Origin of the sequence: Sphingomonas sp. OTU376 (assembly GCF_038440415.1) — a bacterium.
Lineage (GTDB): Bacteria > Pseudomonadota > Alphaproteobacteria > Sphingomonadales > Sphingomonadaceae > Sphingomonas > Sphingomonas kyeonggiensis_A.
Window position 1 is genome coordinate 27,267 of the sequence record NZ_JASATQ010000029.1, and the last position, 26,285, is coordinate 53,551.

Below are 26,285 nucleotides of genomic sequence, written 5' to 3' on the forward strand. Positions count from 1 at the left end.
AGCGGGCTGATTAGCAGGAGATGCGGGGCTCCGGCCACCGTCGCGCGGGCACACTGAAAAGTCCCCGGTCCCAAAAGCGTCTTCTCACGAACGTGCGGCCGAGGCCGCGACTGGGGCCAGACTGTGTAGCAGGGGTGATCGCGGGGTGCGAGTCTGCTGCTGACGCTTCTTGGTCTCTGCCGCCGCAGCCGACGCGCCAGGCCGGTCGGCTCCTGCTGCACCTTTGTGATGATAGCCGGCACCCTCTCCAGAACGTTCAGTGTGTCGGCTTCCGCCATGTTAGCTCCCTCAGGGCGTCCGATTCGGATCGGATGCGGCAATCGGGGAGGGGTGGGACGCGGGAGCAATTCGCTGGCGGCGGGCATGCCGCGCGGGGCGGGCAGCAGAGGAGAGAGGGACTTTGACTAGTGTCGCTTCGGGTTGGCCGAGGTGGCGAACGTCAAGGAGAAGTGTGATGAATATTGGTGAATTCGCTGTCGGGAACGGCCGTCTGCTGGGATGGATCGCGACCCGCACCATCGACTTGCCGCGGCTGGGCCTGCGCAAGGTCGAGAGCAGCAACGAGCGGGCGCCGCTTTACGAGATCCTCGCGCTCAACGTCGGCAATCGCTGGGTCCAGATCGGCGCGCTGTGGGAAGCGGTCGCCAAGAACAGCACTGGCGAAGTGTTCCTCCAAGGCACGATCGACGATCCCAGCCTTGCCGAACCGCTGCCGATCGCACTGTTCGGCAGCGAGACGGAGGGCTTCCGGGTTGCTTGGCGTCGCCCGCAGCCGCGCGATGCGTTCGCGCCGGTAAGCAGGGGAACGGGCGCGCGTCAGGAAGGACGCGGTGCCGGCGACGGCTTTGGCGAGAGCACCGCGGATGCTGGTGGAAGGCTGGCAGATGCGAATCGCGACCTCGAGGACGAGATCCCGTTCGCCTGACTCACAGCCCGGGGGGAGCCAGCACTTCCTCCGGGCTTCTTTCATGGACTTCAGGAGCATCGCTCATGACCCAGTTGCACAGCGTACATCGCTTCGCCGATCTCGGCCGGCTCTATGCCGAGATGACTACTACCCCCGAATTCCAGGCCGTGTTCGGGGAACCGCTCGGGCTTACGATCAGTCAGGTCGGAGAGGCGCCTGCTGAGCTCGACATGCCCGAGCCGCTTGCCGTGCAGGCCGATTGCGGCGGCGTCATCGCATGCCTGTTCGACCTGCTTGCCGATACCAGGCTCGAGCATCTTTCCGCCGAGCTGGCCTGGGGCTTCGTCAATTCCTTCCATTTCGTCGCGGGGCGGCTCGAACGGAGCGAGGATAGCCTTGCCCGGGAGCTGGGTGAGCTCGCCCGGGTCCCGGAGCCGAGCGAGGTCTATGCGCGTGAGCTGGAAGAAAAGCAGCTGCTTTGCCAGTCGGTCGCCGAGCAACGGGCCGCTGTCGAGACGATGCGCGACTTCGCCGCAGAGACCTATCGTGCGCTGTCGGGATGGCCCTGGTCGCCGTCGCGCGGTAGCCGGACGTCGCCAAGCAGCGCGAGCCAGGTCGATGCGCTCGATTTCCTGCGGGCACGCCAGTTGGCGGCACGGGAACGGCATCTGCCGGCGGGGCCGATCGTGATCTTTTCCGGGCCTGCGGTCTGGCACGACTTCCAACAGATCTGGGACCGGCTTGATGCGATCCTTGAGCGGATCCCGACCATGACCCTGGTCACTACCGGACAGCGCAAGGGCGCCGATGCAATCGCCGCCGCCTGGGCGGCGCGTCCCGGCCAGCGCGTGCCATTGGTCACCTATGGGCTATACGGAACAGGCAGGAAGACGGCTTTCACGCGCAATCGCAAGCTTGTCGATTTGAAGCCCGTCGAGGCGGTGCTGTGCGAGGGATCGGGGCTGCAGGCCAATCTCTACGGGCTGCTGCGCGAGGCGGGGGTGCCGATTCATGCCTTTCGTCGCGCGGACCAGGCCGACGATCCGCGGCCCATGCCACGCCACCGCGTACCGGGGAGACGGTGATGGCCATTCCGGACACGCATAGGTCGAATTTCGACACGCTGCTGAGGGCCGCTGCCGACGGCAACCAGGCGTTGTTGGAATGCCGGGACGCGGTCACCAAGGAGCCGCGCTACGTGCTGTGCGCGGTCGAGCGGGGAGCGCGCGACTATGCACTCATCCCCTTTGGACACCTCCAGGAGGGCAACCCCTTTGAGGCATACCTGCCGCCCGGCGAGTTAGGATAGAGGTCGTACGCGGCTTGCATATCGCCTGGCCATTATGGCTCCCGCCGGGCATCGAGCCCGGCAGGAACCAGCCTTTTCTCTTTTCTCAATTCGTCCAAGTCTCGCACGGGATCGCGACGGCCTCAAGGACGGCGGGGCCCCACCATTTTGCTGCGCAAAATCGTGACCCCCACCGCCGCTGGCGCGGTCGCTTCGCGATCCTTGACCCCGTCGCTCGGAGCCCGTGCAGTGAAGAGAGCCTCTTCAGAACTAGGAGGCTCTTATGACTAGACATATCCGCGCCGTCCGCAATTTCTCGGAGATCGCCGAGCTGATCATGGTCGAGACCGCGCAGCCGGGGGATGCCCTCGCACGCGCCTTCTCGGAGACGATCGACGGGTTCCGTATCGGGGCAGACGAGGACGTCACCGATGCGGGCATGCCTGATGCCCGCGAAGTCGAGCTTGCTACCGAGCTGGTGGTCCGAACCATCTTCGACGTGCTGCGCGACACGCGCCTCGAGCCGCTCGCCGACCGCATCGCCTGGGGCGTGGTGCACAGCCTTCACCGGGTGGCCGGGCAGCTCGACGGTGATGCCGACAAGGCGGCGATACGGGTCAGGTCACTTATCCGCGAAGCTGATGGCAGCGAGGTCGCGACGGCTGAACTCGAGGAAGCCCAGCGCGCCTGCCAGTCGCTGGACGAAGCGCGCGATGCGGTGGCCTGCATGCGGGACCATGCCGCCGAGACCTACCGCGCCGAGACGGGCCGGCCCTGGTCCGGTCCGCGCGGGTCGCTGGTGTCGAGCAAGCGCACCGCCTCGGTGGTCGCGGCTGGAGACTTCCTCGCCGCGCGGCGGCAACGTCGCGTCGAGGCTCACTCTCCGCAGGGACCGGTGGTGATCTTCTCTGGCGGGCAGCAATGGGAGGATCACGCCTGCCTAACCGCCCAGCTCGATGCGATTCGGGCGCGCGTGCCTTCGATGGTGCTGGCGACCACTGCCCAAAATAAGGGTTGTGACGCCGTCGCTGCATCCTGGGCAGCACGGACGGGCACCCCGTTGGTCGCCTTCACCCTAAATCGGGCTCTGGGACAGCGGGCGGGTTTCGCGCGCAACGAGCAGCTCCTCGCGCTCAACCCGGTCGAGGCCATCGTTTGCGAAGGGTCGGGTCTTCAGTCGCATCTGGCGCGGATGGTGCGCGCAGCGGGCGTCCCGGCGCACTTCTTCCGGCTCGCAGATCAGCGGCTTGGTGGGTAATGGCGTGGGGCCGGCCCGGTTCGTCCGGGTCGGCTCCTTTTCTTTTTGTCGGGGAATAATCGCCCGCGCTCAGGGACCCCTGGCGGCGCCCGTCGCGCGGGCGATGCGACACCGCTTGGCGGTGTCGGCCTCCTGCGCGCGGCTCCGCCGTGCTCGTCGCTGGGGCCACCCTTCGGGTGGGCGTGTTTGTCAGGATGGAGCAGTGGGCAGCGCCTTTAATGTCGCGAGCGAAGTGGCGCCGCCGGCGCGGATGGCCTGGGCGATGATCTCGCGGAAGTCTCGCTCGGACACGGTTTCCACGGCATAGTCCGCCAGCATCGCGCCATACCTTGCGCGGAGCGATTTGCGGACGTTTCCGGCTTCCTCGGCCAGCTGGCGCTGGCGCTTGTCCAGCTCGGCGAGCTTTTCGCGGTCGGTCAACTTGGGCATGTCGATCCTTTCACAGTCGGTCTGCCCGCCGCCCTCGAATTTCAGGGCAATCGGTGAAATCGTCAATGTCCCGCATGGGGCTAGGCGTTGGGTCAGATGCCGGCTTTCGCCGGCGTCTGTTTGCTCCCTACGGGAGGCCCCGCCCGTGCCCGGTCGAGGCGGGCTGCGATCAGGATCGCAGCATTTCAGCGACGCACGCCGCAGGGGCGTTTGTAATGCACCGTACGCACGGGTGCTGCGGCCCTGAAAACCGCGGGAATCCGCCCTTTTTGCGAGGTGCGAAACGTCCGCCAGCGCCGTGACATTTGTCCGCCATGTCCGACGCGTCGGACGGGCCCATTCCTAAGTGCCTGTTTCTGCTTGTCATATGCCTAGGACGGTGTCGGCGCTTCAAGATATTGAGATCATGGCGCTTCTTTGCTATTGGAAGAGCGCTTCATCACGTGCCGGCGCTGGACGGGGTCCATGCATGGCACGCTTTACACTTCGCCTCGACGACGCGCTTTTCGACTGGGCGCTCGACCAGTCGCGACGCGGCGGCATCACGCCGTCGGCCTTTATCCGGGACGTTCTCCAGCGTGCTCAGGGCGCCGACCCGGGCGAGTTTCACGATCGTCTCGACGAGATCCACGCCACCGGCATCCAGACGCTGGCGATCCTCGCCACCTCGATCGGCAAGCGGACGCCCGAGACGCTCGAGGAGGGGCTGCGCGAGGCGCGGCGCCTGCTCCGCGAAAGGGGGCTGCTCGATCCCGAGCAGGACCAGGCATGAGCATCTTCCGGCACGACACGCTGGGCAGCTGGACGCGGGGCGGCCAGGCCATCGTCCATAATGTCCGGATGACCACCCAGGTCCTCTACCAGACCACGGTCGCGGGCCTGGTCCTGTGGCTGGGCGGGATCGTCTGGTACACGCTCGAGAAATCGAGCGTCTATGAGCGCTATGTCGCGACCAAGCTCGCGCAGGCGGTCCTGATGGGGGACGCAGTCCCGGGCAATGCGACGCCGATCCAGTTCCGCGGGCCGGACGGTCATCTGGTCTGGACAACGCCCCGGATCCTGCTCGAATCCCAAGTCGCGCAGGTCACGCTCCATGCCTTCGAGCGCTACCTGATCCAGGGGGCCTTGCTGTCGGGCGTCTTCGCCCTTGGCGTGCTGTTCTGGGCCTGGTTCTATTTCACGCGGACGGGGCGCGGGCTGGGGTCGAACCAGTTCCTCCGCGGCGCGCGGTTCGGCACGGTGCGGCAGGTCCGGCGGGCGCTGCGGCGCCAGCCCAGGGGCAGCTTCTCGATCGGCGGCGTGCGCATGCCGGCGGCCTTCGAGCCCGAGCATGTGCTGATCTGCGGGGCTCCGGGAACCGGCAAGACCAATATCATCGTCAAGATGCTGGCGGGGATGCGCAAGGCGGGCCGGCGCGCGATCGTCTATGACACCGCCGGGACCTTCGTCGAGAAATTCTATCGGCCGGGCATCGACGTGCTGCTCAACCCGCTCGATCGCCGGTCGGACCTGTGGTCCCCTTGGGTCGATGTGCCGCGCGACTATCATTACGACCAGATCGCGGAGTCCACGATCCCGGACAAGTCGGGCGATCCCTTCTGGGCCAAGGCGGCACGCGGAACACTCGTCGCGGTGCTGCGCAAGCTGGCGCGCCAGGAACGCACCCTGGTCTCGATCCTGCTCGACACGCTGTTGCGGTCCCGGCTGAAGGACCTGGCCGCCTTTGCGAGCGGCACCGACGCCGCGGCCTTCATCTCGACCGAGGGGGAGCGTACCAGCGCCGGCATCCAGGCCGAGCTGGCCTCGGTGATGCGCAGCTTCTCCTATCTCGACGATACCGAGGACGGGCTGTCGATCCGCGACTGGGTCGCCCATGAGAAGGACGACAGCTGGCTGTTCATCACCGTCAAGGCGGACCAGCTGCCCTCGCTGCGCCCCCTGATCACGGTGTGGCTCGACATCGCGATCAGTGCGATCATGAGCCTGTCGCCGGACCGGGGCCGCCGTCTCTATGTGGTGATCGATGAGCTGCCCACGCTGCAGAAACTGCCATCGCTTTCAGACTTCCTCGCCCGTGCCCGCAAATATGGCGGCTGTGGCATTCTCGGCTTCCAGTCCTATCCGCAGCTCGAGGCGACCTATGGCATCCAGGACGCCGCCGCGGTCACCGGCTATTGCTCGACCTGGGTGGCACTCCGCGCCAACGACACCCCGACAGCGAAGCACGTCAGCGAAAATCTCGGCCAGGTCGAGCAGGTCGAGGCCAATGAAGGCATGTCCTATGGTGTGAACGACATGCGCGACGGCGTGAACCTGTCCCGCATGCAAGTGACCCGTCCGCTGGTCCTGCACACTGAAGTGACCAACCTGCCGAACCTCACCGGCTATCTCCGGTTTGGGCGCGATCTTCCGGTGGTACGCTTCGAAGACCGGTACAACGACATTCCATCGGTCGCGGCGGGGTTCGAGGAGCGCCTCGACGCCCCGCGCAAACTCGCCGTTAGGCCAGGGGATGGAGATCGGGAGGTGGATCCGCCGGCGGGAGATGGTCAGGCGCCGTGCCGCGCGCCGCTAAATCCGATGCCTGATCTGCCCTTGCAAGACTCCGGCCCCGACGGCCCGGAGTCTGTCGAGGGCAGTCGGGGGAGCGCGGCGCAACCTCCCGCGCGTCCAGCCCCGGAAATAGTCCTTTACGGAAAGCCGGCAGGCTTCCGGCTGCGCCAGCATGGCCGCGCGGCTGGAACGCGAGATGCGGCGAGGCCGGCATGATTCATCCCCGCCGTCTAAAGGGCACGTCCGCCAACATCGCTCGCTACTATGCGGTTGGTGATTACTACACCAAGGGCGGACACGAACACTCCGAATGGGGCGGCAGGATAGCGGCCGAGCTGGGGCTGGAGGGCGAGCGCGTCGATGCTCGCCAGTTCCAAGCGTTACTCGAAGGCAAGGTCGGGGACGTTCAGCTAGGCCGCCGGCGAAGGGAAGGGCAGATCGTGCACCATCCCGGCTGGGACTTCGCGGTCAACGCGCCCAAATCGGTCTCGGTCATGGCACTGGTCTTGGGAGACGAGCGCATTCTGGCCATGCATGAAAGGGCCGTGGGGGTGGCGCTCTCCTATCTGGAGGAGCACGCCACGCTCCGGCACCGGGTTGATGGCGAGATCGCACACGAAACCACCGGTCGGCTGATCTTCGCGCGCTTCACCGAACATGCTTCGCGCGAGCTCGACCCGCATCTTCACACGCATGTCGTGGTGATGAACATGACCAACCGGGCCGACGGGGAGCGCATGTCGAGCCTCGAGGCCCGAGCGATGTTCGCCGAGCAGATGGTCGCCGGCCAGATCTATCGCAGCGAGCTCGCTCATGGCCTGAAGGAGATCGGCTACGACATCGCCTTCGACCCTCGCTCGGGGATGTTCGAGATCGCCGGCGTCCCCAAGGGTCTGCTGGCCGCCATGTCGCGGCGTGCCGAGCAGATCGACGCCCATGCCCGCGAGCATGGCCTGACCGGTCAGGCGGCGCGGCGGATTTCCTTCTACGAGACCCGCGGGGCCAAGGAGAAGGTCTCGCTCGAGGCGTTGCAGGCGCGCTGGTCCGCGCGGCTCGGCGACCACAGGCAAGCGGTGGAAGACGTACGGCTCGCAGCGGAGCGAACCGGGGAACGAGCGATCCTTCCGGGGCCCGGCCAGGCCGCGCGGGCGATGCTGTTCGGAATCCGGCAGGAGGAGGGAAGGGAAGCCGTCAACAATCTCGGGCGGCTGCTGGCGCGGGGGCTCGCCACGGATGTCGGGACCGTCCGCCTCACGGATATCCGTCCCCTCGCCGAAGCCCATTCGGCGCAGCGAAAGCTGCTGGAGACCAGGCACCACACCGGCGACGAGATCCAGACCCGGGGCAGGACTACCCGGCGCACCGCGCGCCTGGAACTAGCGCTTTCGGATCATCTCGCCTTGGCCCTTGGCGATGCGGTGCCGGTCGCAAGCGCCGAGCGTCTCCAGGTGGTAGGCATCGCATCGGGCCTCACGCCGGCCCAGCTTGCGGCCCTGCTCCATATCGGCGCCGGCACCGACCGGGTGGTAGGCGTGCCCGGCGTCGCGGGTGCCGGCAAGTCGACTCTGATCCGGTCGCTGGGGGAAGCCGCGCCCGCGGAAATGACCCTGATCGCGCTGGCGCCGACCTCGTCCGCGGCCGCCAATCTTGGCAAGTCCGCCGGGATAGAATCTCGGACCGTCGCCAACCTCGTCGCCAGCGGCGGTAGGGGGGTGGACGCAAGCCATGTGCTGGTCGTCGACGAGGCCGGGCAGCTCGGCAACCGGCAGGCGCTGCGGGTGCTGGAGATCAGCCGGATCAGCGGGGCAAGGGTGATTTTCCTGGGTGACCATCGCCAGACCGGCGCGATCGAGCAGGGAAAGGCTTTCTGGCTGATGCAGCGCCTCGGCTTGCCCGTCGCCGAGCTGACCGAGTCCGTCCGGCAGGAAACGAGGATGATGAAGGCCGCAGTGACCCACGCGCGGCTGAAAAACTATGCCGAATCGTTGGCCAACCTGGACCGTGTCACTTCGGGCGAGCCGGCCGATAAGCTCGCTGAGCGAATGGTCGGCGAATGGTCGAGGCTGAAGCCCGAGAGTCGCGACAGTACCAACATTCTCGTGCTCGAGAACGCGACCCGCCTCATCGTCAATGCCAAGGTGCGCGAGGCGCTCAAGACGGAGGGCGCGGTCGCTGCCGAAGAGGCGCGCCTGGAAGTGCTGGCGCCGGCCGGCATGACAGCTCAGGAAAAGCAGATCGCGCGCTTCTATTCCGGTGGGCAGGTCGTGACATTTTCGCGCGACAACCCCGATCTTGGGATCGCACGAGGGACCGAGTACCGCGTTCTCGGCACGACCGTCGGCGCCCGTGGCCGGCAGGTTGTGCGGCTGGTTGACGAGCAGGGTCGCAGTATAGAGTGGGATCCTAGGCTGCAGCGAGCGAGCCAGGTCAACGTGTTCCGAAGCGAGCGACGCGATCTCGCCGCCGGCGACCGCATTCAATGGCGCCTCGTCGATCATGCGCTCGGTATTCGCAACGCAGACCGAGGGACCGTGGAGCGGCTTTCAGGAACGGAGGCGACGATCCGGTGGGATCGGGACGGCCGCGTCCAGCAACTAGATCTCTCTAGGCACAAGAACTGGGACCATGGCTATGCCGAGACCGTCTACTCGGCCCAGTCCAAGACTTATGATCGGGTCTATGTTCTGGCGCCGGTGAACTCGCCGCTGGTGACGGGACAGAATTATTACACCGCGATCACCCGGGCCCGCTTCGGGGTGAAGCTTTGGACGGAGGACCAGAAACGGCTGGTCGACCGGCTGGAACGGCGGTCCGGTGAGAAAACCTCTGCGTTGGAGGGACTGGGCCGACTGGACCGTGATGGCGTGAAGGCGCGCCTGCAACGGCAGGGGGATCGGCTCGACCGCCTCCGCGCGCAACAGCTTGCTGACAGAGCCGATCGAGCGGTTTGGTCTGATCGGGAGCGCGAGCACCAGGCCCGCGGGTTGCCGGCAGCAATTGCGGGGCGCGCTCAATCGGTCGCCCACATGCTGGATCGCTGGATGCACTCTCTGGTCCAGGGCGGCCGCACTGAATGCGGGCGGGTTGAGGGGCCCCGACACGAGCCGGATCGCCCGGGACAAATTCCATCCGAAAGAGGAGGCGGCCGTGGTCGTTGACCCTGTCCGCCGCGTGACGGCACTCCTCGGGCTCGCCGCTCTGCTGTTGAGTCCGCCGGCGCTCGCTCTGAACAGTCTGCACGGTGAGGTCGTCGGGACATGCATCTCTCGCTCCGCTGGAGGTCATGCCTGGTTGGAGAAGACGTTATGGGCGCTCCATGATCAGGAGCGCGGATGGGTCGGCGCCGAGGTCCGGAACTCCGACGGCAGTCACGACCTTGGCCCCATGCAGATCAACAGTTGGTGGGTGAACCGCATCGCGAAGCTGATCGCGCGACCTGACTGGCAGGTGCGGCATTGGTTGATCAGCGACCCCTGCTTCAATGTCGATGCCGCGCGTTGGATCTTCCTTTCGGGGCTGGCCAGCTCACGAAACTACTGGAAAGCGGTCGGCACCTATCATAGCCCCACCGAGCGCAGGCAGCGTGCCTATGCTGCATCGGTCGCGAGGCGAATGATCCAGCGGTACGGCGCTGAGGTGTTCCGCGAGGCCCCTTAGCTGCTGAACGAGGCCCGGGACTTGGTGGTAGGCTGCCGTGCCGAGCACCGCGAAGCCAACCAGTCCGGATGGTCCCATTATCGGCTCGAACAAGCGATCCAGAGCCTATTCGCACTCTTGGCTATTTGCGCGATTGGAGGCGTCGTCGAACTCCGAAGGCGAGGCCATCCAACGAAGTATCGCGGACAATCGCCACCCGACCGCCCTTACTCCAATGCGCTCCTGAAGAGGGAAGCGACCTTCAGCCATCATTCTGTAGATCGCTGCGCGGGAGCGGCCGGTTTTATCGATCACCGCTTTGATCCGCAGGAACTTGTCGTCAGCGTCATTCATGCAAACCGATCCAGTCGGCCTGCCCGCAGTCGCAATGATGCATACCGGCGGCTTTCTTGGCAAGCCGCTCGGTCGCCAAAAGGAGTCGGAGCAGGGGGCTTTGAGCGCAGGAAAAGGGGTCGATTCGGCCTGCATCGCTTGTTAAAAATGGTGCCGCTTGGTATTTCTCTAGGTCAGGAATTCCATGCTTCGAGAGATGGTGGTCCCTTGTTGGGTACCGCCGAAAAATGGAGCCCGAATATGCCTTATTATCAAGGTGTTAAGGGCGTGATTTGGCGGACTCCCTCTCCGCCACCTACCACCAGTTTTTTGCGGAATTGCGCCCGCGAATCGCTCCATGGGGCAACCCGGCGTTTACCGCTTGCCCCTAGATCCCCGGCTCTCCCTCGCCATCCGGGCCGCTCGTGACAAACTTCGCCTTCTTCCTGCCGGTCATGTTCAGCACCTTCGCGCTGCTGTTCCTCGCCATTTCGCGCCTCGGTCCCGCCGCGGCCCCTTTATGGGCAGCGGGTTTCGGCTGTGCGGCGCTGGGATTCTGGGCTCCGGCGATCGACCAGCTATTGCCGTCCCCGGCCTGGCCGCTCCTCGCCGATACCCTCTTCGCCTGTGCATTCCTCGCCTATAGCGAAGCTCTCCTGGTGCGTTGGCGCGCCCGCTGGCTCCTGCGTTTGCGCCTGTTCATCGCCGTCGGGGCGGTCCTGGGTTGTGGCGTCGCCATATTGCTGCAGGTGCCACTGCTGGAGCTTGCGGTTTCGGACGCGGCCTCCTTCGTCCTGATTGCGCTGCCGCTCGTGGCGGCGCTCCCGCATCTTCGCAATCGCCTGGACCAAGCGCTCGCCCTGGCCGCGCTGCTCGTCGCGTTCGACGGCCTCAGCCGTCTCGCCACCTTGCTGGTCACGCGAGGCTCCGGTGCCTTTCTCGACAGCGTCTATTTCTTCCTGATGCAGGCGTTCGCGAGTGTATTCGGGCTATTCCTGGGCCTCGCCGCGCTTGCCGGCTGCATGTCCGAACTCATCTCCCGCTATCGTCGCGAAGCCGAACTCGATCCGCTCACCCAATCGCTCAACCGGCGCGGTTTCGATCGGGCGAGCGTCGGCGCCCATGATCGCAAGGGTGCGGTGATCAGTTGTGACATCGACCGGTTCAAGGCGGTCAACGACCGTTTCGGACATCAAAGCGGCGACCAGGTGATCAGCGCATTCGCCCGTGTCATCATGGCGCATATGCCCGAGGAGGCGCGGGTCGCCAGGTTTGGCGGAGAAGAGTTTGTCATCTATCTCCCGGGCGCGGACCTGGCGAAGGCGATCGGCTGCGCGGAGACGATCCGCCAGGCGTTTGCCGCCACCGGTGCCGAGGCCGCGAGGATCGACCACGCCCTGACCGCAAGCTTCGGCGCTTCGGCGATCCTGGCCGACGATGGGAGCATTTATGATGCCCTGAACCGTGCGGATCGCGCGCTGTACGATGCCAAGAACAAGGGGCGTAACCAAGTCTGTGCGGCAAGTTTCCTCCGCCCGATCGCCGCTCGTCCGGTCGGCGATGGCCTGGCGCGTGGGATCGGCTGAGGAATAGCGGCCGCTCTTCGGCGCAGCGTCAATCCGGGCGGATCTTCAGCGTCATGTCCTGCTGCCGCCCGGTACCGTGCAGCTCCACGCGATCCTTGAAGAAGTCGAGCCGGGCATAGCTGGTCTCGGGCGTGTCGAGCATCGCCTTCATGTTCACATAATGTATGCCGGCGCGCTCGCCGTAATTGCCGTCGTGATTGTGCCCGTCGAGCCAGACCTTGGCCGAGGGATGCCGCTCCAGCAGCGCGATCACCGCGGGCGCGTTCCACAGATTGTGCTTGTTCTCGGGGTAGACCGGAAAATGGCTGAAGATCATCACCTTCAGGTGGCGCTTGTCGGCACGGCCGAGCTCGGCGTCCATCCAGGCCATCTGCTCGCCGCCGATCGCGCCGTCCCATAGCGGCTTGTCGGCATAGAGCGCCGTATGCGCGGCCATGCTGCGCTTGTGCTCGGGGCTCCCGGCCGGCCAGGCATAGCTGCTCAGATCGTTGCCGTCGGTGACGAGGAACAGCCAGCCCTGGCGCTCGAAGCTGTAATAGCGCTTCTTCATGCCCAGCTTGGCCGGCACCTGCAGCTTGTACGCGTCGTCGACCGAGAACTCGTGGTTGCCCAGCACATAATGGACCGGGTGGCGCAACTTGGCGGCCACCGGCAGTAGCGCGTCATAGCTCGCCCAGTCCTTGTCGATGAAGTCGCCGAGATGGACAACGAAGGCGAGCTTCTGGCGGTTGAAATCCCCCATCGCAGCGGCAAGCTTGCCCGGAGAGGTGTGATACATGCGCTGGCCGCTGTCGGGCGCGTCGGCATATTGCGCGTCGGCGATAGCGCCGATGCTGAACGCCGGCGTCTCTTCGCGCGGCGCAGGACCCGCGCCAATTGCCGCCAGCGCCAGCAGGATCGTCCACCGCATCACATTTTCCTTTCGTCCGATTCGCAGGGGCTTAGGCGCGACAGGTTGCAGTTTTAAGCAGCCGGGCCGGGGCGGTTGTCATGCGAGCTTCACGGAGCGTGCCTAGCGCTGAAGCAATGAGCGGGGCGATTCTCAGGCAGGGGAGAAGCGGCATGACGGCGCCGGCGCGGTCTTGCTTCAAGGGTGTGGCGCGGTGAACGAGTTCACTGCCATCGCCGCGCGCCGCCACGCCGCGGCCGAGGATGCCGCGCTGCGCGCCGCGCTCCACCGCTTCGTCCAGGGCCGCCTGCGCGACCGGGACGAGGGCGAGGACATCGTCCAGGAAACCTATGTCCGCCTCTACGACTATCGCCGCACCAGGGGCGTCGCCGATGTGGGCGCCTTCTGCTTCGCAGTGGCGCGCAACCTGGTGTTCGATCATTTCCGCCGCCGCCAGGCGATGCCCGCCAGCGCCGAGCTCGCAGAGGATATTGTTTGCCCGATGCCTCGCGCGGAGGAAGTGCTCGACTATCGCCAGCGCGTCGACATTCTCGTCGCGGCATTGAAGGTGATGCCGGTGCTCCGCCGCGAAGTGTTCCTCCGCCGCCGGCTCGACGGGATCGCCTGTGCGACAATCGCCCAGGATCTCGACATGAGCCTGGCCGCGGTCGAGAAGCATTGCACCCGCGCCGTCGCCGACCTGCGCGCCGCGCTCGAACGCCGCGGCCTGCCGGCGGGAGCTGCCCGGTGAGTCGCCGCGCCGCCCTGAAAGATGCCGCCCGCTGGGCGATGCGCGAGGATGACGCGGTCCTGCGCGAGGCGCCGCCGGCTGCTGCGCCCGATATCCAGGCTATGCTTGACGACCCGGCGCTTGCCGATGCCATGGGCCAGGTGCCCCGGCTGTCGGACGGCGACATCCTGGCGATGCGTGCCAATAGGCGCCGTGCGCTGGGGACGGGTGGGGCGCTTGTGCTGGTTGCGGCGATCGGCGTCGGCGGTTGGCAGGCGGGCTGGTACCGTCCGGCCGCCCCCGTGCCGCTCCACTATGAGACCGCGCGCGGCCAGCAGCTCGATGTCGAGCTGGCCGATGGCTCGAAGCTTCATCTGAACGGCGAGACCAGCCTAGACGTGACGCTGGGCGACAAGGCGCGCAGCGTCGCGATGCAGCGGGGCGAGGCTTATTTCGACATCGCTCACCGCCCCGACAAGCCCTTTACCGTGGTGGCGGACGGCTCGGCGACGCGCGTGCTCGGCACGGCCTTCGACATCGATATCGCGAGCGGCGGCGGCGTGCGCATCGCCGTCTATCGCGGCAAGGTCCGCTTCGGCGGCGCGGCGGCGGGCAAGGACGGCGCGGTGATCGTCGAGGCCGGCTGGCGCACCCGTTTCGCCGATGGCAAGGCGCGGGCGCCGACCCGCTTCGACGCGACGCAGCAGGATTGGCGTCAGGGCTGGCTCGATGTCGATAATATGAAGCTCGGCGAACTGGTCGATGCGCTCAACCGGCGGGGTGGTCCGCCGATCGCGCCTCCGCCGGGAGCGTTGGCATCGGTCGCAGTTGCCGGGCGTTTCCGCGTCGATAATCCGCATCAACTGCTCGACGCGATGGGCGCGGCTTACGGCTTCGACGTGGTCCGCAAGGGCGAGGAACTGCACCTCGTTCCCACCGCCGGAAGTGACACAAAAACGTCAGATCAATGACGCTGCACTGCAACAAAATTCTTTTGTCCGGAAGCTGATCCACCCCCGTCTTCCCCCCGAGGCGCGCATCGCGCCCGAGCGGAGGAACACATGGATCGTATCAGGGGAATCTCACTCATGGCTGTGGCTGTCACGCTCGCCATGCCGGCAATGGCCCAGGCCCGCGGCGCCGAAGCATCGATGAGCGCACAGATGCGCTTTGACATCGGTGCGTCGGACCTGCGCAGCGCCATCTCGCAATTCTCGCAGGCGACCGGCCTGCAGGTCGTGGTCGCGCCGAACGCGGTCGCCGGCCGCCGCACCGGGGGCGTGCGCGGTGCGCTGACCGTTCGCGCTGCGCTCGACCAACTGCTGCGCGGCACCAACCTGACCGCTTCGGTGCGTGGCGGCGTGGTCGTGCTCACCCCGTCGCGCGCAGCGCCGGCGCCGCGCCGCACCACCCGCGTTGCCGCCGCTGCCCCGGTTGCCCGCCCGCTGCGCCAGGCCGCCGCGCAGGAGCCCGAAGTTCAGGAAGAGTCGCAGATCGTCGTCTCGGGCTATCGTGAGAGTCTCAACGCCGCGCAGGACCTGAAGCGCAAGGCCGTCGGTGCCGAGGACGACATCGTCGCATCCGATATCGCTGCCTTTCCTGACCTGAACCTCGCCGAAGCGCTGCAGCGCGTGCCCGGCATCACCATCACCCGCGACAGCGGCGAAGGCCGCCAGATCGCGCTGCGCGGCCTGGGTGCGGACTTCACCCGCACCCAGCTCAACGGCATGGAAGTGATGGGCAACACGGCCTCGGGCATGGACAATCGCGGCGCGGTCAGCCGTTCGCGCTCGTTCGACTACAGCTTGTTCGCCTCGGAACTGTTCAACCGCGTCGCGGTGCAGAAGTCGTTCGCGGCCGAGCAGGACGAGGGCGGCATCGCCGGCACCGTGCAACTCTACAGCGCCAAGCCGTTCGATTATGCCGGCTCCAAGTTCGTCGTCTCGGCCAAGGGCCAGACGAACACCAACACCAGCGGCATCACCCCGCGCCTGGTCGGCCTCGCTTCGGTCCGTTCGGGTGATTTCGGCGCGCTGGTCTCGGTTGCCTACAGCCAGATCAAGAACAACGAATATGGCTATCGCAACTGGGGCTGGGGCCTGACCAAGTACGGCACCGCCAATATCGGCCCGGAAGTGGATGCCGCGACCCGCACCAAGCTGCTCGCCGGCGTCTACCAGCCGACCGCCCAGTCGCCCTCGACCTGGTATAATGACCGCCGTCGCCTCGGAATCACCTCGTCGGTCCAGTATCATCCGGGCGACAATTTCAAGCTGGACGTCGACTTCCTGTACGGCCGCCTGTGGGACTATCGCGACGATTATGCGCTGGCGACCGCGGGCAGCAATCCGCTGACCGGCTCGAGCGTCACTGGCACCCAGGTGATCCGCAGCGCGGTGATCGACGACAGTAACACGCTGCGCGCCGCCAGCTTCACCGGCATCGATCTCCGCTCGGAGCATCACATCGTCAAGAACCACACCGATTTCTATCAGGGCGTGGCGAACCTCAGCTGGAAGCTCGGCGATCGCCTGACCATCCATGCGCTCGGCGGCTATGAGGAGTCGGACTTCGCCCAGCCGGTGTTCGACAAGGTGTTCATGGAGGCCAAGCAGACTGCCTTCAGCTACGACACCCGCCCGCGCATCCCGGTCAACAGCTATGGCATCGACCTGACCAACCCCGATCTCTGGACCGTCCAGCGCCTGGACGTGCAGGAGAACAAGATCGTCAACCGCTACACCAACGCCAAGCTGGATGCGGCATATGAGCTGAACGACGCGCTCACCTTCAAGGCCGGTGGCGCCTACAAGCACTTCACCAACAGCGGCTACACCTGGGTGAACAAGGTGTTCCACAACGTGCCGGCGAACATCGTCGTGCCGAACAGCGTGAAGCAGCTCGTCGGGCCGGACACGCTGCTCCAGTACATCGTCGGCAATGTCGACGGCGTCTATGCCGCGGTCGGCGACAAGCGTGACCTGACCGCCGCCAATCTCCAGGCGGGCAGCGACTTCGATGTCGACGAGAAGAGCTATAACGGCTTCGCCCAGTTCGATCTCGATACCCATCTCGGCGACATGCGCCTGCGCGCCAATGCCGGCGTGCGCTACTACTCGACCGACCTGACCTCGTCCGGGCACCTTGCCACCGGCGCAGGCTTCGTGCCGGTCGTCATCGAGACCAACAGCAAGGGCTGGCTGCCCTCGGCCAATGTCGCGCTCGACGTGACTCGCAACCTAGTGGTGCGCGTCAGTGCCAGCCGCAACGTCAATCGTCCGGGCCTGGGCGACCTGGCGGCGGCGGGATCGATCACCACGCGTCCGAACGGCGGCAGCCTCAGCCTCGGTAACCCGTTCCTCAAGCCCTACAAGGCAACTTCGGTCGAGGGCTCGATCGAATGGTATATGGACCGCTCGGGCTTCGCCTCGGTCGGCTTCTTCTACAAGAACATGGATAGCTTCATCTCGCCGTCGACGGTGACGATGCCCTATGGCCAGACCGGCCTGCCGCTGTCGCTGCTGATCCAGGGCCAGGATGCCAACACCCCCTATGACGTGAGCCAGCCGATCAACGGCCCGGGCGCGGACATCAAGGGTATCGAAGTCGCGTTCCAGCACGACTTCACCTTCCTGCCGGGCCCGCTCAAGCATCTCGGCGTGACGGCCAACGGCACCTGGTTCGACGGTCACCAGCAGGGCAAGGTCGGCAACACCTTCGTGCGCTTGCCGCTGTTCCAGCTCTCCAAATGGGCGGCGAACGCGACGCTCTATTATGAGGACAAGGACTTCGGCATCCGCGTGTCGGACGCCTATCGCAGCAAATACTACACCGGCCTCGGCACGGTCGGGAATGTCGGCGACTATATCGCCGCCACCCATAACATCGACTTCCAGGCCCATGTGAACCTGACCAAGGGCATCCGCCTGATCGCCGAGGGCATCAACCTCACCAACGAGCCGATCGAGCAGTTCGCCGGCGGGGAGATCGCGCGCCGCGTGGTCTACACCACTAGCGGGCGCACCTTCACCCTCGGCGTCAGCGCCGAGTTCTAAGCCGTTCCCCAAGCCTTCCGCCCCGGCGCAAGTCGGGGCGGATCTTTCTCGGCTCGTGTAAATCGCGTCAAAATGGTGACACCCGGTTTTCCATAACCAATGGTTATGTTGCAGCGCGGCTTTCCGACGTTGTGATATCGCCAGTTTCGGCAATCATGTGACTCGAACCACAGGTTGGGGTTTCCGATGATTGCCAGTCCCTATCTCCTGTACCTTGGCCACTCGGACGACGAAGTTGGCATCAAGACCTCGCGCGGCCTGGCGGTGTTCCGCCCGAACGACTGCGTGGGGGAATTCCGGTACGACGATTGCCCGCTGACGCTGGAACTGCCACGCATGGGCTTTGCCGAGGCGGTTGCCGCCGGAGCGAAGACCCTGGTGCTCGGCATCGCCAATGCCGGCGGCCGGATGGGCGCCGATCTGGTGGCCGATGCGATCGCCGCGATCGAGGCGGGGCTCGACGTCGCCTCGGGCCTTCATCACAGGCTGCGCGACGAACCTTCGATCGTCGCGGCAGCGGCGAAGCATGGCCGCAAGCTCCACGATGTCCGCGATCCCAAGCCTGGCATTCCGGTCGGCAACGGCAGGAAGCGCGCAGGCAAGCGCCTGCTCACCGTCGGCACCGATTGCTCGGTCGGCAAGATGTACGCCACGCTCTGCCTTGAGCAGGGCATGCGCGCCCGCGGCATGACCGCCGATTTCCGTGCCACCGGCCAGACCGGCATTCTCATCGCCGGCAGCGGCGTGCCGCTCGACGCGGTGATCGCGGACTTCATCTCAGGCGCGATCGAAGAGATTTCCCCGGCGCGCGACGATGACGGCTGGGACCTGATCGAGGGGCAGGGCTCACTCTTCCACCCGAGCTTCGCCGGGGTCTCGACCGGGTTGCTCCACGGCGCCCAGCCCGCGGCCCTCGTGCTCTGCCACGATCCGGTGCGCCCGCACATGCGCGGCCTGCCGCACTATCCGGTGCCGGGTCTCAAGGAGACGCTGGAGGCCAATCTCGCGGTCGCCCGGCTCACCAGCCCCGATGTCCAGGCAGTCGGCGTCGCGCTCAACACGTCCAAGCTCTCCCGCGCCGAAGCCGGGCGGCTCTGCGCCGAGACGGCCGATGCGCTCGGCCTGCCCTGTACCGACCCCTTCGCCATGGGTGTGGATCCCATCATCGACAGGATCAATGCATGCTTCGAACCCTCGCCGCGCGTAGCGACGCTTTCGCTCTAGCCACCCCGTTCCGCATCTCGCGGGGGGTGAAGACGGTCGCCGATGTGGTGACCGTCTCGGTATCGGCCGAGGGTGTTACCGGGCGCGGGGAGGGGGTTCCCTATCCGCGCTACGGGGAGTCGATCGAAGGCGCGCTGGCGGAGATCGAGGCCGTGCGCGGCGCGATCGAGGCGGGCATTTCGCGCGAGGAGCTGCTGGTCGCGATGCCGGCCGGTGCCGCGCGCAACGCCGTCGATTGCGCCCTCTGGGACCTTGAGGCCAAGCTCGCCGGGCGCAGCGTCACCGAACTGCTCGGCCTGCCGCCGCTTGGCCCCACGCCCACCGCGATGACCGTCAGCCTCGACACGCCCGATGCCATGGCGGTCGCCGCACAGGCGCTGGCGGCGGTGCCGCTCATCAAGATCAAGGTCGATCGCAGCGACCCCGAGGCGCAGATCCGCCGGGTGCGCGAGATGGCGCCGGCGCCGCGCGTGATCGTCGATCCCAATGAAAGCTGGACGATTGCCGAGATCGAGCGCCTGCAGCCGATGCTGGTCGATCTGCGCATCGATCTGCTCGAACAGCCTTTGCCGGCGGGCGAGGACGATGCGCTCGAAGGCTTCAACCCGCTGATCCCGATCGCTGCCGACGAGTCCGCGCACATCGCCGACGATGCCGCCGCGCTCGCCAGCAAATATCAGGTCATCAACATCAAGCTCGACAAGACCGGCGGCCTCACCGGCGCGCTGGCGCTTGCGGACGCGGCGGCAGCGGCGGGGCTGGGTGTGATGACCGGCAGCATGATCTCGACCTCGCTGTCGATCGCGCCGGCATTGGTGATCGCCGCGCGCTCGAGCTTCGTCGATCTCGATGGACCGTTATGGCTGGCGGAAGACCGGCCGGGCGGGGTGCTTGGCGAACGCGGCGTGCTCTCGCCGCCCTCGCCGGGCTTCTGGGGAGCGCCATAACCGAAAGCCATAACCAAACAGGGAGTCGCGGCACATGGTTCGGGGACATAGACTGAAGATTGGAATGGCGGCGGGCATCACGCTGGTCGCCGCCGCCGGCGTCGCTCTCGCGCAGGGAGGTAGCCCGGAACCCGCCGCCGACCTGATCCTGCGCGGCGGCACCGTCTATCCGGGCAATGCCGCGCCGTTCAAAGGCGATGTCGCGATCCGCGGCGATCGCATCGTCTATGTCGGGCCCAAGGCACCGGGCACGGCGACGAAGATCATCGACGCCACCGGCATGATCGTTGCCCCCGGCTTCATCGACACGCATACCCATGTGAATGGCGCGCTCGCCTCGGGCGATCCCGCCGCGCGGCTCGTGATGCCGTTCCTCACCCAGGGCGTGACCACCGCGTTCATCGGCGTGGACGGCGGCGGCGATCCCGATGTCGCCCGCACCTTCGGGCGCGACAGCGGCGCAAAGGGCGGCGAGGGCGAAGCGGCGCTCGGCCAGTCGAGTCGCGATTATGGCATCAACTTCGCCACCTATGTCGGGCTGGGCGCCGTCCGGCTGAAGGTGATCGGCCCGGACGATCGCGCGCCGACGCCGGAAGAACTGGCGAAGATGCAGGGCCTCGTCTCCAGCGCGATGTGCCAAGGCGCGCTCGGCCTCTCCACCGGCCTGTTCTATGCGCCGCAGAGCTTCGCCAAGCGCGACGAGGTGGTCGCGCTGGCAAAGGCGGCGGCGGAGAAGGGTGGCATCTATGACAGCCATCTGCGCGACGAATCCTCCTACACGATCGGCCTCAAGGGCGCGGTTGCCGAGGCGATCGAGATCGGCCGCGAGGCGGGCATCCCGGTCCATATCGCGCACATCAAGGCGCTTGGCGTCGATGTGCAGGGCCAGGCTCAGGCGATCATCGACCAGATCGAGGCGGCGCAGAAGGCCGGGCAGGTCATTCATGCCGACCAATATCCCTGGTCGGCATCGGGCACCGGACTTTCCGCCGCGCTCATCCCGCGCTGGGCGCAGAATGGTGGTCGGCGGGCGTTGCTGGAGCGATTCGAAAACCCCTCCGTGATGGCGAAGATGCGGCCCGAAATCGCCGACAACCTGCGCCGCCGCGGCGGCCCCGCATCGCTGCTCATCACTTCCGGCCCCGCAGACGCCGAAGGCAAGACGCTCGAGCAGATCGCCAAGGCCCGGGGTATCGACCCGATCGACGCGGCCATCGCGATCCTCAAGCAGCGCGAAGCCGGCGTCGCCTCGTTCAACCAGAGCGAGGCGGACATCGCCGCCTTCATGAACCGGCCCTGGGTCGTCACCAGCTCGGACGCGTCGCAGGGACACCCGCGCTACTACGCCTCGTTCGCCCGCAAATATGCGAATTACGTCCGCGACAAACAAGTGATCGACCTGCGCGCGTTCATCGACCGCAGCACCGCCGTCACCGCCGACATGTTCAGCCTCGACGGCCGCGGGCACCTGAAAGCCGGCGCCTTTGCCGACGTGATCATGTTCGATCCCGCCCGCTTCGCGCCGCGCGCCGATTACATCCATCCCGCGCTGTTCTCCACCGGCATGCGCACGGTGGTCGTCAACGGCGTGATCGCAATCGAGAATGGCGAACCGACCGGCGCCGCCGGCGGCCGCCCGCTACCCCGCCAGCCGAAACCGGGGAGCTGTCGATAGGAGGCCAATAAGGACCGCAGGACGGGGCCGATGCGGTGCAGCCGGGGCAACCGGCGCACGGGAGGCATCAACGCTCCACCATATTGATCAAGGGGAAGAAACATGACCAGGTCACTGAGAGCCGCTTCGCTGCCCGCGCTGGCAGTCGCGCTGCTGTGGAACGCCGCGGCGTTCGCGCAGGACACCCAGACCCCGCCGGCACCGGCGCCCGAACCCGAAGCCCAATCGGCGGAGATCACCGTCACCGGCACGCGCATCCAGCGCGACGGCTACCAGGCCCCGACGCCGCTCACCGTGATCAATGCGGGCGACATCGAAGCGACCGCCCCGGCCAACGTCGCCGATTTCGTCAACGAGATCCCCTCGCTGGTCGGCAGCGTCACCCCGGCCAACTCGAACCTCAACATCTCGGCCGGCACCGCGGGCGTCAACGCGCTCAACCTGCGCTCGCTCGGCACCGCCCGCACGCTGGTGCTGCTCGACGGCCAGCGCTCGGTCGGCTCGACCGTCACCGGGCTGGTCGACGTCAACACCTTCCCGCAAGGCCTGATCAAGAGCGTCGAGATCGTCACCGGCGGCGCCTCCGCCGCCTATGGCTCGGACGCCGTCTCGGGCGTGGTCAACTTCATCCTCGACAAGGAATATTCGGGCCTGAAGGGCTCGGTCGAATACGGCATCTCGACCTATGGCGACGCGCCCAACTATCGCGCGACGCTGACCGCCGGCACCGGCTTCGCCGGCGGGCGCGGCCATATCCTGCTCAATGGCGAGATCGCGGTGAAGGAAGGCCTGCACGGCGTCCCGCGCGACTGGAACAACAAGGGCTGGTACATGATCAACAACCCCGCCTATGTGGCGGGGAACGGCCAGCCCGAGCGCCTGGTCGTGTCGGGCGCCGGCCTGAGCCAGGCGACGCGCGGCGGCGTCATCCTGAACACCGCGCTGCGCGGCACCCAGTTCGGGCTGGGCGGCGCGGTCAGCCAGTATAATTTCGGCACCAACCGCGATCCCTGGCAGATCGGCGGCGACTGGCAGGCGACCCAGGTCAACGGCTTCCAGTCGCTCGATCCGGAGGAGAACCGCAAGAGCCTGTTCGGCCGGGTCAGCTTCGAGGTCGCCGACTGGCTCAACGTCTTCGGCCAGGCATCCTATGCCAAGTCGGAAAATCTCGGCTGGCTGGGCGTGCAGCTCAACCAGAACAACGTGACGATCCGATCGGACAATGCCTATATCCCGGCTTCGGTCCGCAGCCAGCTCGGCGCGATCACCAGCTTCACGCTGGGCACCAGCAACGCCGACCTGCCGATCCGCAAGAACGACACCGAGCGCGAGCTGCAGCGCTATGTGATCGGCGCGAACGGCAGCTTCCCGCTGTTCGCCGGCACCGCGCGCTGGGACGTCTATTACCAGAAGGGCATCAGCCGCACGCGCGAGATGGCGCGCGACATTACCAACAATGCCCGGCTCGCGCTGGCGCAGGATGCGGTGTTCGCGCCCGCCGGCAACGCGATCGGCGTGCCCGCCGGCACGATCGTCTGCCGCTCGACGCTGACCGCGCCGACCAATGGCTGCGTGCCGCTCAACCGCCTGGGCATCGGCGTCGCCAGCCCCGAGGCGCTCGCCTATGTGCTGGGCAATCCCTATCGCAAGCAGAAGTTCGAGCAGGACGTGGTCGCCGCCAACCTGGCGTTCGATGCGTTCAACCTGCCGGCCGGCGCGGTCTCGGTCTCGATCGGCGGCGAGCATCGCCGCGAGAAGGTCAGCGGTTCGGTGCCCACCGAATTCCAGACCGGCTGGTTCGTCGGCAACTTCCTGCCCAGCTTCGGCAGCTACAGCGTGACCGAAGGCTATGTCGAGCTGGTGGTGCCGGTCATCAAGGGGCTCGACCTGAACGGCGCGGTGCGCGGCACCGACTATTCGACCTCGGGCTATGTCACCACCTGGAAGGCGGGCGTCACCTTCGAGCCGATCCCCGACATCCGCTTCCGCGCCAGCCGCTCGCGCGACATCCGCGCGCCCAATCTGGGCGAGCTGTTCACGGCCGGATCGACCCGCATCAACGTGCTGATCGATTCCTCGCAGAACAATGCATCGGTCACCTTCGCGGGCACCACTCGCGGCAACCCGCTGCTCCAGCCGGAAAAGGCCGACCAGTGGGGTGTCGGCGTGGTGCTGCAGCCGACCTTCGTGCCCGGCTTCGCGATGTCGGTCGATTACTACAACATCAAGATCAACGGCGCGATCGGATCGGTTGCCGCCCAGACGATCGTCGATCGCTGCAACGAAGGCATCCAGGCCTTCTGCACCGCCGTGGTGCGCGGGCCGAACTCGTTCGGCAACAGCCTGCAGGTGTATGAGAGCCCGTTCAACTTCGCGGTGCAGAAGGCGCAGGGCATCGACTTCGAAGCTTCGTACCGCACCCGGATCGGCGCCGGCAACTTCATGCTGCGCGGCATGGCGACGCGCTACATCAAGAACTATTTCGACAACGGCATCGATGCGCCGACCGACACGGTGGGCCAGAACGCCCCGGGCGGCACCCCGAAATGGCTCTACCGTGCCCAGGCCAGCTATGACGTCGATGATTTCAACCTCACGCTGATCGGGCGCGGGGTGAGCGACGGTGTGTACGACAACAGCTTCGTCGAATGCACCAGCGGCTGTCCGGCCTCGACGGTGACCAACCGCACGATCAACGACAACCGGATCAAGGGCGCCTTCTACATCGATGCCTCGCTGACCCAGGGCTTCAAGATGGGCGGCAAGGAAGTGCAGCTGTTCTTCAACGTCTCCAACCTGCTCGACAAGGATCCGCCGGTGGTGGCGCCGGGACCGGCCGGCAGCGCCTATGCGACGCCGGCGACCAACCAGTCGATCTACGACCTGCTCGGGCGGACCTTCCGCATCGGCGCCCGGTTCAAGATGTGAGAGGGAGGCGCAGCATGACATTCGGCACGCGCCGAGCACCCAGCTGTTCCCCGGCGGAGGCCGGGGCCCAGTTGCAACATAGTTCGGGAGGTTTGCCCCTCCTCGCCGGGTTCGCCGAAACTGGACCCCGGCCTTCGCCGGGGAACCGGAACTCTGGATATCGGTGGGGCCTGACCGCCCTCGCGCTCCTCGCCAGCACTTCCCCGGCGCTTGCGCAGGACTATGACGTGCTGATCCGGGGCGGCACCGTCTATGACGGCAGCGGCGCGCCGGGGCGGAGCGCCGATGTCGCGATCCAGGGGGACCGGATCGTCGCGGTGGGGACGATCCCCGCTTCGGCGACCGCGAAGACCACCGTCGATGCCCGGGGCAAGATCGTAGCCCCGGGGTTTATCGATCCGCATTCGCACGCGGCGCCCAATATCCAGACGCCCGAGCTCGCGCCGGCATTGCCGATGCTCTACCAGGGCATCACCACCTTGTTCGCCAATCCGGACGGCGGCGGCCCGGCCGACCTGGCGCCGCAGATCAGGGACCTTCGCACCAACACCCCCGGCGTCAATGTCGCGCTGATGATCGGGCACAATGCCGTGCGCGCCGCGGTGATGGGCAATGTCGATCGCCACGCCACGCCCGAAGAACAGGCGAAGATGGAGGGCCTGGTCACCGCCGCGATGAAGCTCGGCGCGTTCGGCCTGTCCGACGGGCCCTTCTATATCCCGGCCAAATATTCGAACACCGCCGAGATCGTCGGGCTGGCAAAGGCCGCCAGCGCCTTCCCGGACGCCTTTTACGAAAGCCATATCCGCGACGAGGGCAATTACGATATCGGCGTGGTCGCGGCGGTCGAGGAAGTCATCACCGTTGCGCGCGAGGCGAAGATCCCCGGCGTCGTCACCCATATCAAGGTGCTCGGCCCCCAGGTCTGGGGCAAGTCGGCCGAGGTGATCGCCCATATCGACAAGGCGCGTGCGGCCGGCGTCCAGGTCTGGGCCGATCAATATCCCTATACCGCCTCGGGCTCGAGCCTGATGGCCTCGCTCGTCCCCGGCTGGGCGCAGGAGGGTGGGGCGGATGCGCTGGCCAAAAGGCTGGAGGATCCGGCGATGCGCGCGAAAATCCGCGCCGAGATGGTGCCCAATCTGGAGCGCCGCGCCGGGCCGCACGCGATCCAGATCCGTGCCTACAAGGCCGATCCCTCGCTCGACGGCAAGCGGCTCGACGAAGTCGGTGCGATCATGAAGCTCGAGCCGCTCGATGCCGCGATCGAGATGCTCAAGAAGGGCGGGGCGCCCACCGTGTCGTTCAACATGAGCGACAAGGATGTCGAGGCGTTCATGCGGCAAGGCTGGACGATGACCTCCACCGATGGCGGGCTGCCGCCCTTCGGCAAGACCGCAGAGCATCCGCGTGCGTACGGCGCCTTCCCGCGCAAGCTGCGCAACTATGTGCTCGACAAGCCGGTGATCCCGATGGCCCAGGCCATCCACGCCGCCACCGGGCTGCCGGCCCAGGTGTTCGACGTGGTCGATCGCGGGGCGCTGCGGAAGGGCGCGTTCGCCGACGTGATCGTCTTCGATCCGAAGACGGTGCGCGACACCGCCACCTATGAGAAGCCGCACGCCTATGCCCAGGGCATGGACTATGTCTTCGTCAACGGCCGGGCGGCGCTGGTGAATGGCAAGCCGGTGGCGGCGCGGTTCGGGCGGGTGTTGTTGCGGGGGGAATAGGCAGCTGGATTCCGCTTTACTCCCCTCCCTGTAAGGGAGGGGTCGGGGGTGGGTTGCGGCCCCCGCGAAGGCCGGGGGAGCTCAGCCCGCCCGCGGAGGGAAAAAAAAAGCCAGGCA

20 protein-coding genes are annotated in these 26,285 nt (G+C 66.5%); 17 read left to right on the plus strand and 3 right to left on the minus strand.

Going from position 1 to position 26,285, the window contains the following annotated elements:
• Positions 1-454 precede the first annotated feature (454 nt).
• The 4 genes from AAHM44_RS13600 (at position 455) to AAHM44_RS13615 (ending at position 3,453) form a co-directional block, all read left to right on the plus strand.
• Positions 455-925, plus strand: a complete 471-nt coding sequence (locus tag AAHM44_RS13600; RefSeq protein WP_342250305.1) for a DUF736 domain-containing protein — start codon at positions 455-457, stop codon at positions 923-925.
• Between the two features lie 65 nt (positions 926-990).
• Positions 991-1,992, plus strand: coding sequence for an SLOG family protein (locus AAHM44_RS13605; protein ID WP_342250306.1), 1,002 nt, complete (start codon positions 991-993; stop codon positions 1,990-1,992).
• Positions 1,992-2,216: a DUF6117 family protein gene (locus AAHM44_RS13610; RefSeq protein WP_342250307.1), complete on the plus strand. Its 225-nt coding sequence runs from the start codon at positions 1,992-1,994 to the stop codon at positions 2,214-2,216. Before AAHM44_RS13605 ends, AAHM44_RS13610 begins: the two co-directional genes overlap by 1 nt.
• A gap of 262 nt (positions 2,217-2,478) precedes the next feature.
• Positions 2,479-3,453, plus strand: a complete 975-nt coding sequence (locus AAHM44_RS13615; RefSeq protein WP_342250308.1) for a DUF2493 domain-containing protein — start codon at positions 2,479-2,481, stop codon at positions 3,451-3,453.
• Between the two features lie 189 nt (positions 3,454-3,642).
• Here the strand turns inward: AAHM44_RS13615 and AAHM44_RS13620 are convergent, their stop codons facing one another.
• The gene (locus AAHM44_RS13620) at positions 3,643-3,882 is read right to left on the minus strand and encodes a hypothetical protein (protein ID WP_342250309.1); all 240 of its coding nucleotides are present in this window, start codon (positions 3,880-3,882) and stop codon (positions 3,643-3,645) included.
• Positions 3,883-4,351: 469 nt separating this feature from the next.
• Between AAHM44_RS13620 and AAHM44_RS13625 the strand changes: the two genes are divergently transcribed.
• From AAHM44_RS13625 to AAHM44_RS13640, 4 genes are read left to right on the plus strand one after another with little or no spacing between them, the layout of a single operon-like run.
• Positions 4,352-4,654, plus strand: coding sequence for a hypothetical protein (locus AAHM44_RS13625; protein ID WP_269575692.1), 303 nt, complete (start codon positions 4,352-4,354; stop codon positions 4,652-4,654).
• Positions 4,651-6,651 (plus strand): type IV secretion system DNA-binding domain-containing protein, encoded by a 2,001-nt coding sequence (locus AAHM44_RS13630; protein ID WP_342250310.1) that lies wholly within the window; start codon positions 4,651-4,653, stop codon positions 6,649-6,651. Before AAHM44_RS13625 ends, AAHM44_RS13630 begins: the two co-directional genes overlap by 4 nt.
• Positions 6,648-9,593, plus strand: a complete 2,946-nt coding sequence (mobF, locus tag AAHM44_RS13635) for a MobF family relaxase (RefSeq protein ID WP_342250311.1) — start codon at positions 6,648-6,650, stop codon at positions 9,591-9,593. Before AAHM44_RS13630 ends, mobF begins: the two co-directional genes overlap by 4 nt.
• A 13-nt stretch (positions 9,594-9,606) precedes the next feature.
• Positions 9,607-10,092 carry a lytic transglycosylase domain-containing protein gene (locus AAHM44_RS13640; RefSeq protein WP_342250312.1) on the plus strand — a complete coding sequence of 162 codons (486 nt, stop codon included), beginning with the start codon at positions 9,607-9,609 and terminating at the stop codon, positions 10,090-10,092.
• A 105-nt stretch (positions 10,093-10,197) separates the two neighbouring features.
• Here the strand turns inward: AAHM44_RS13640 and AAHM44_RS13645 are convergent, their stop codons facing one another.
• Positions 10,198-10,425 (minus strand): helix-turn-helix transcriptional regulator, encoded by a 228-nt coding sequence (locus tag AAHM44_RS13645; protein ID WP_342250313.1) that lies wholly within the window; start codon positions 10,423-10,425, stop codon positions 10,198-10,200.
• Between the two features lie 404 nt (positions 10,426-10,829).
• Here AAHM44_RS13645 and AAHM44_RS13650 point away from each other — a divergent pair, with 404 nt between their 5' ends.
• Positions 10,830-11,990 (plus strand): GGDEF domain-containing protein, encoded by a 1,161-nt coding sequence (locus AAHM44_RS13650; RefSeq protein WP_342250314.1) that lies wholly within the window; start codon positions 10,830-10,832, stop codon positions 11,988-11,990.
• Between the two features lie 28 nt (positions 11,991-12,018).
• On the opposite strand, the gene AAHM44_RS13655 is transcribed toward AAHM44_RS13650, so the two are convergent.
• Entirely contained in the window at positions 12,019-12,900 is an 882-nt protein-coding gene (locus tag AAHM44_RS13655) for a metallophosphoesterase (RefSeq protein WP_342250315.1), read from the minus strand.
• Between the two features lie 193 nt (positions 12,901-13,093).
• Between AAHM44_RS13655 and AAHM44_RS13660 the strand changes: the two genes are divergently transcribed.
• The 8 genes from AAHM44_RS13660 (at position 13,094) to AAHM44_RS13695 (ending at position 26,168) form a co-directional block, all read left to right on the plus strand.
• Positions 13,094-13,630 (plus strand): RNA polymerase sigma factor, encoded by a 537-nt coding sequence (locus AAHM44_RS13660; protein ID WP_269575678.1) that lies wholly within the window; start codon positions 13,094-13,096, stop codon positions 13,628-13,630.
• On the plus strand, positions 13,627-14,580 hold the full coding sequence (locus AAHM44_RS13665) for a FecR family protein (protein ID WP_342250316.1): 954 nt from the start codon (positions 13,627-13,629) through the stop codon (positions 14,578-14,580). The genes AAHM44_RS13660 and AAHM44_RS13665 overlap by 4 nt, the downstream gene beginning before the upstream one ends.
• Before the next feature lie 117 nt (positions 14,581-14,697).
• Positions 14,698-17,664, plus strand: coding sequence for a TonB-dependent receptor (locus AAHM44_RS13670; protein WP_342250317.1), 2,967 nt, complete (start codon positions 14,698-14,700; stop codon positions 17,662-17,664).
• Between the two features lie 186 nt (positions 17,665-17,850).
• Complete coding sequence (dgcN, locus tag AAHM44_RS13675) at positions 17,851-18,888, plus strand: N-acetyltransferase DgcN (protein ID WP_342250318.1); 1,038 nt, start codon at positions 17,851-17,853, stop codon at positions 18,886-18,888.
• Positions 18,846-19,835 (plus strand): N-acetyl-D-Glu racemase DgcA, encoded by a 990-nt coding sequence (dgcA, locus tag AAHM44_RS13680; RefSeq protein WP_342250319.1) that lies wholly within the window; start codon positions 18,846-18,848, stop codon positions 19,833-19,835. The genes dgcN and dgcA overlap by 43 nt, the downstream gene beginning before the upstream one ends.
• A gap of 64 nt (positions 19,836-19,899) precedes the next feature.
• On the plus strand, positions 19,900-21,510 hold the full coding sequence (locus tag AAHM44_RS13685) for an N-acyl-D-amino-acid deacylase family protein (RefSeq protein WP_342250320.1): 1,611 nt from the start codon (positions 19,900-19,902) through the stop codon (positions 21,508-21,510).
• A 102-nt stretch (positions 21,511-21,612) separates the two neighbouring features.
• Positions 21,613-24,438, plus strand: a complete 2,826-nt coding sequence (locus AAHM44_RS13690; RefSeq protein ID WP_342250321.1) for a TonB-dependent receptor domain-containing protein — start codon at positions 21,613-21,615, stop codon at positions 24,436-24,438.
• A 227-nt stretch (positions 24,439-24,665) separates the two neighbouring features.
• A complete protein-coding gene (locus tag AAHM44_RS13695; protein ID WP_342250322.1) occupies positions 24,666-26,168 on the plus strand; it encodes an N-acyl-D-amino-acid deacylase family protein in 1,503 nt (500 codons plus the stop codon).
• The last annotated feature ends 117 nt before the right edge of the window (positions 26,169-26,285 follow it).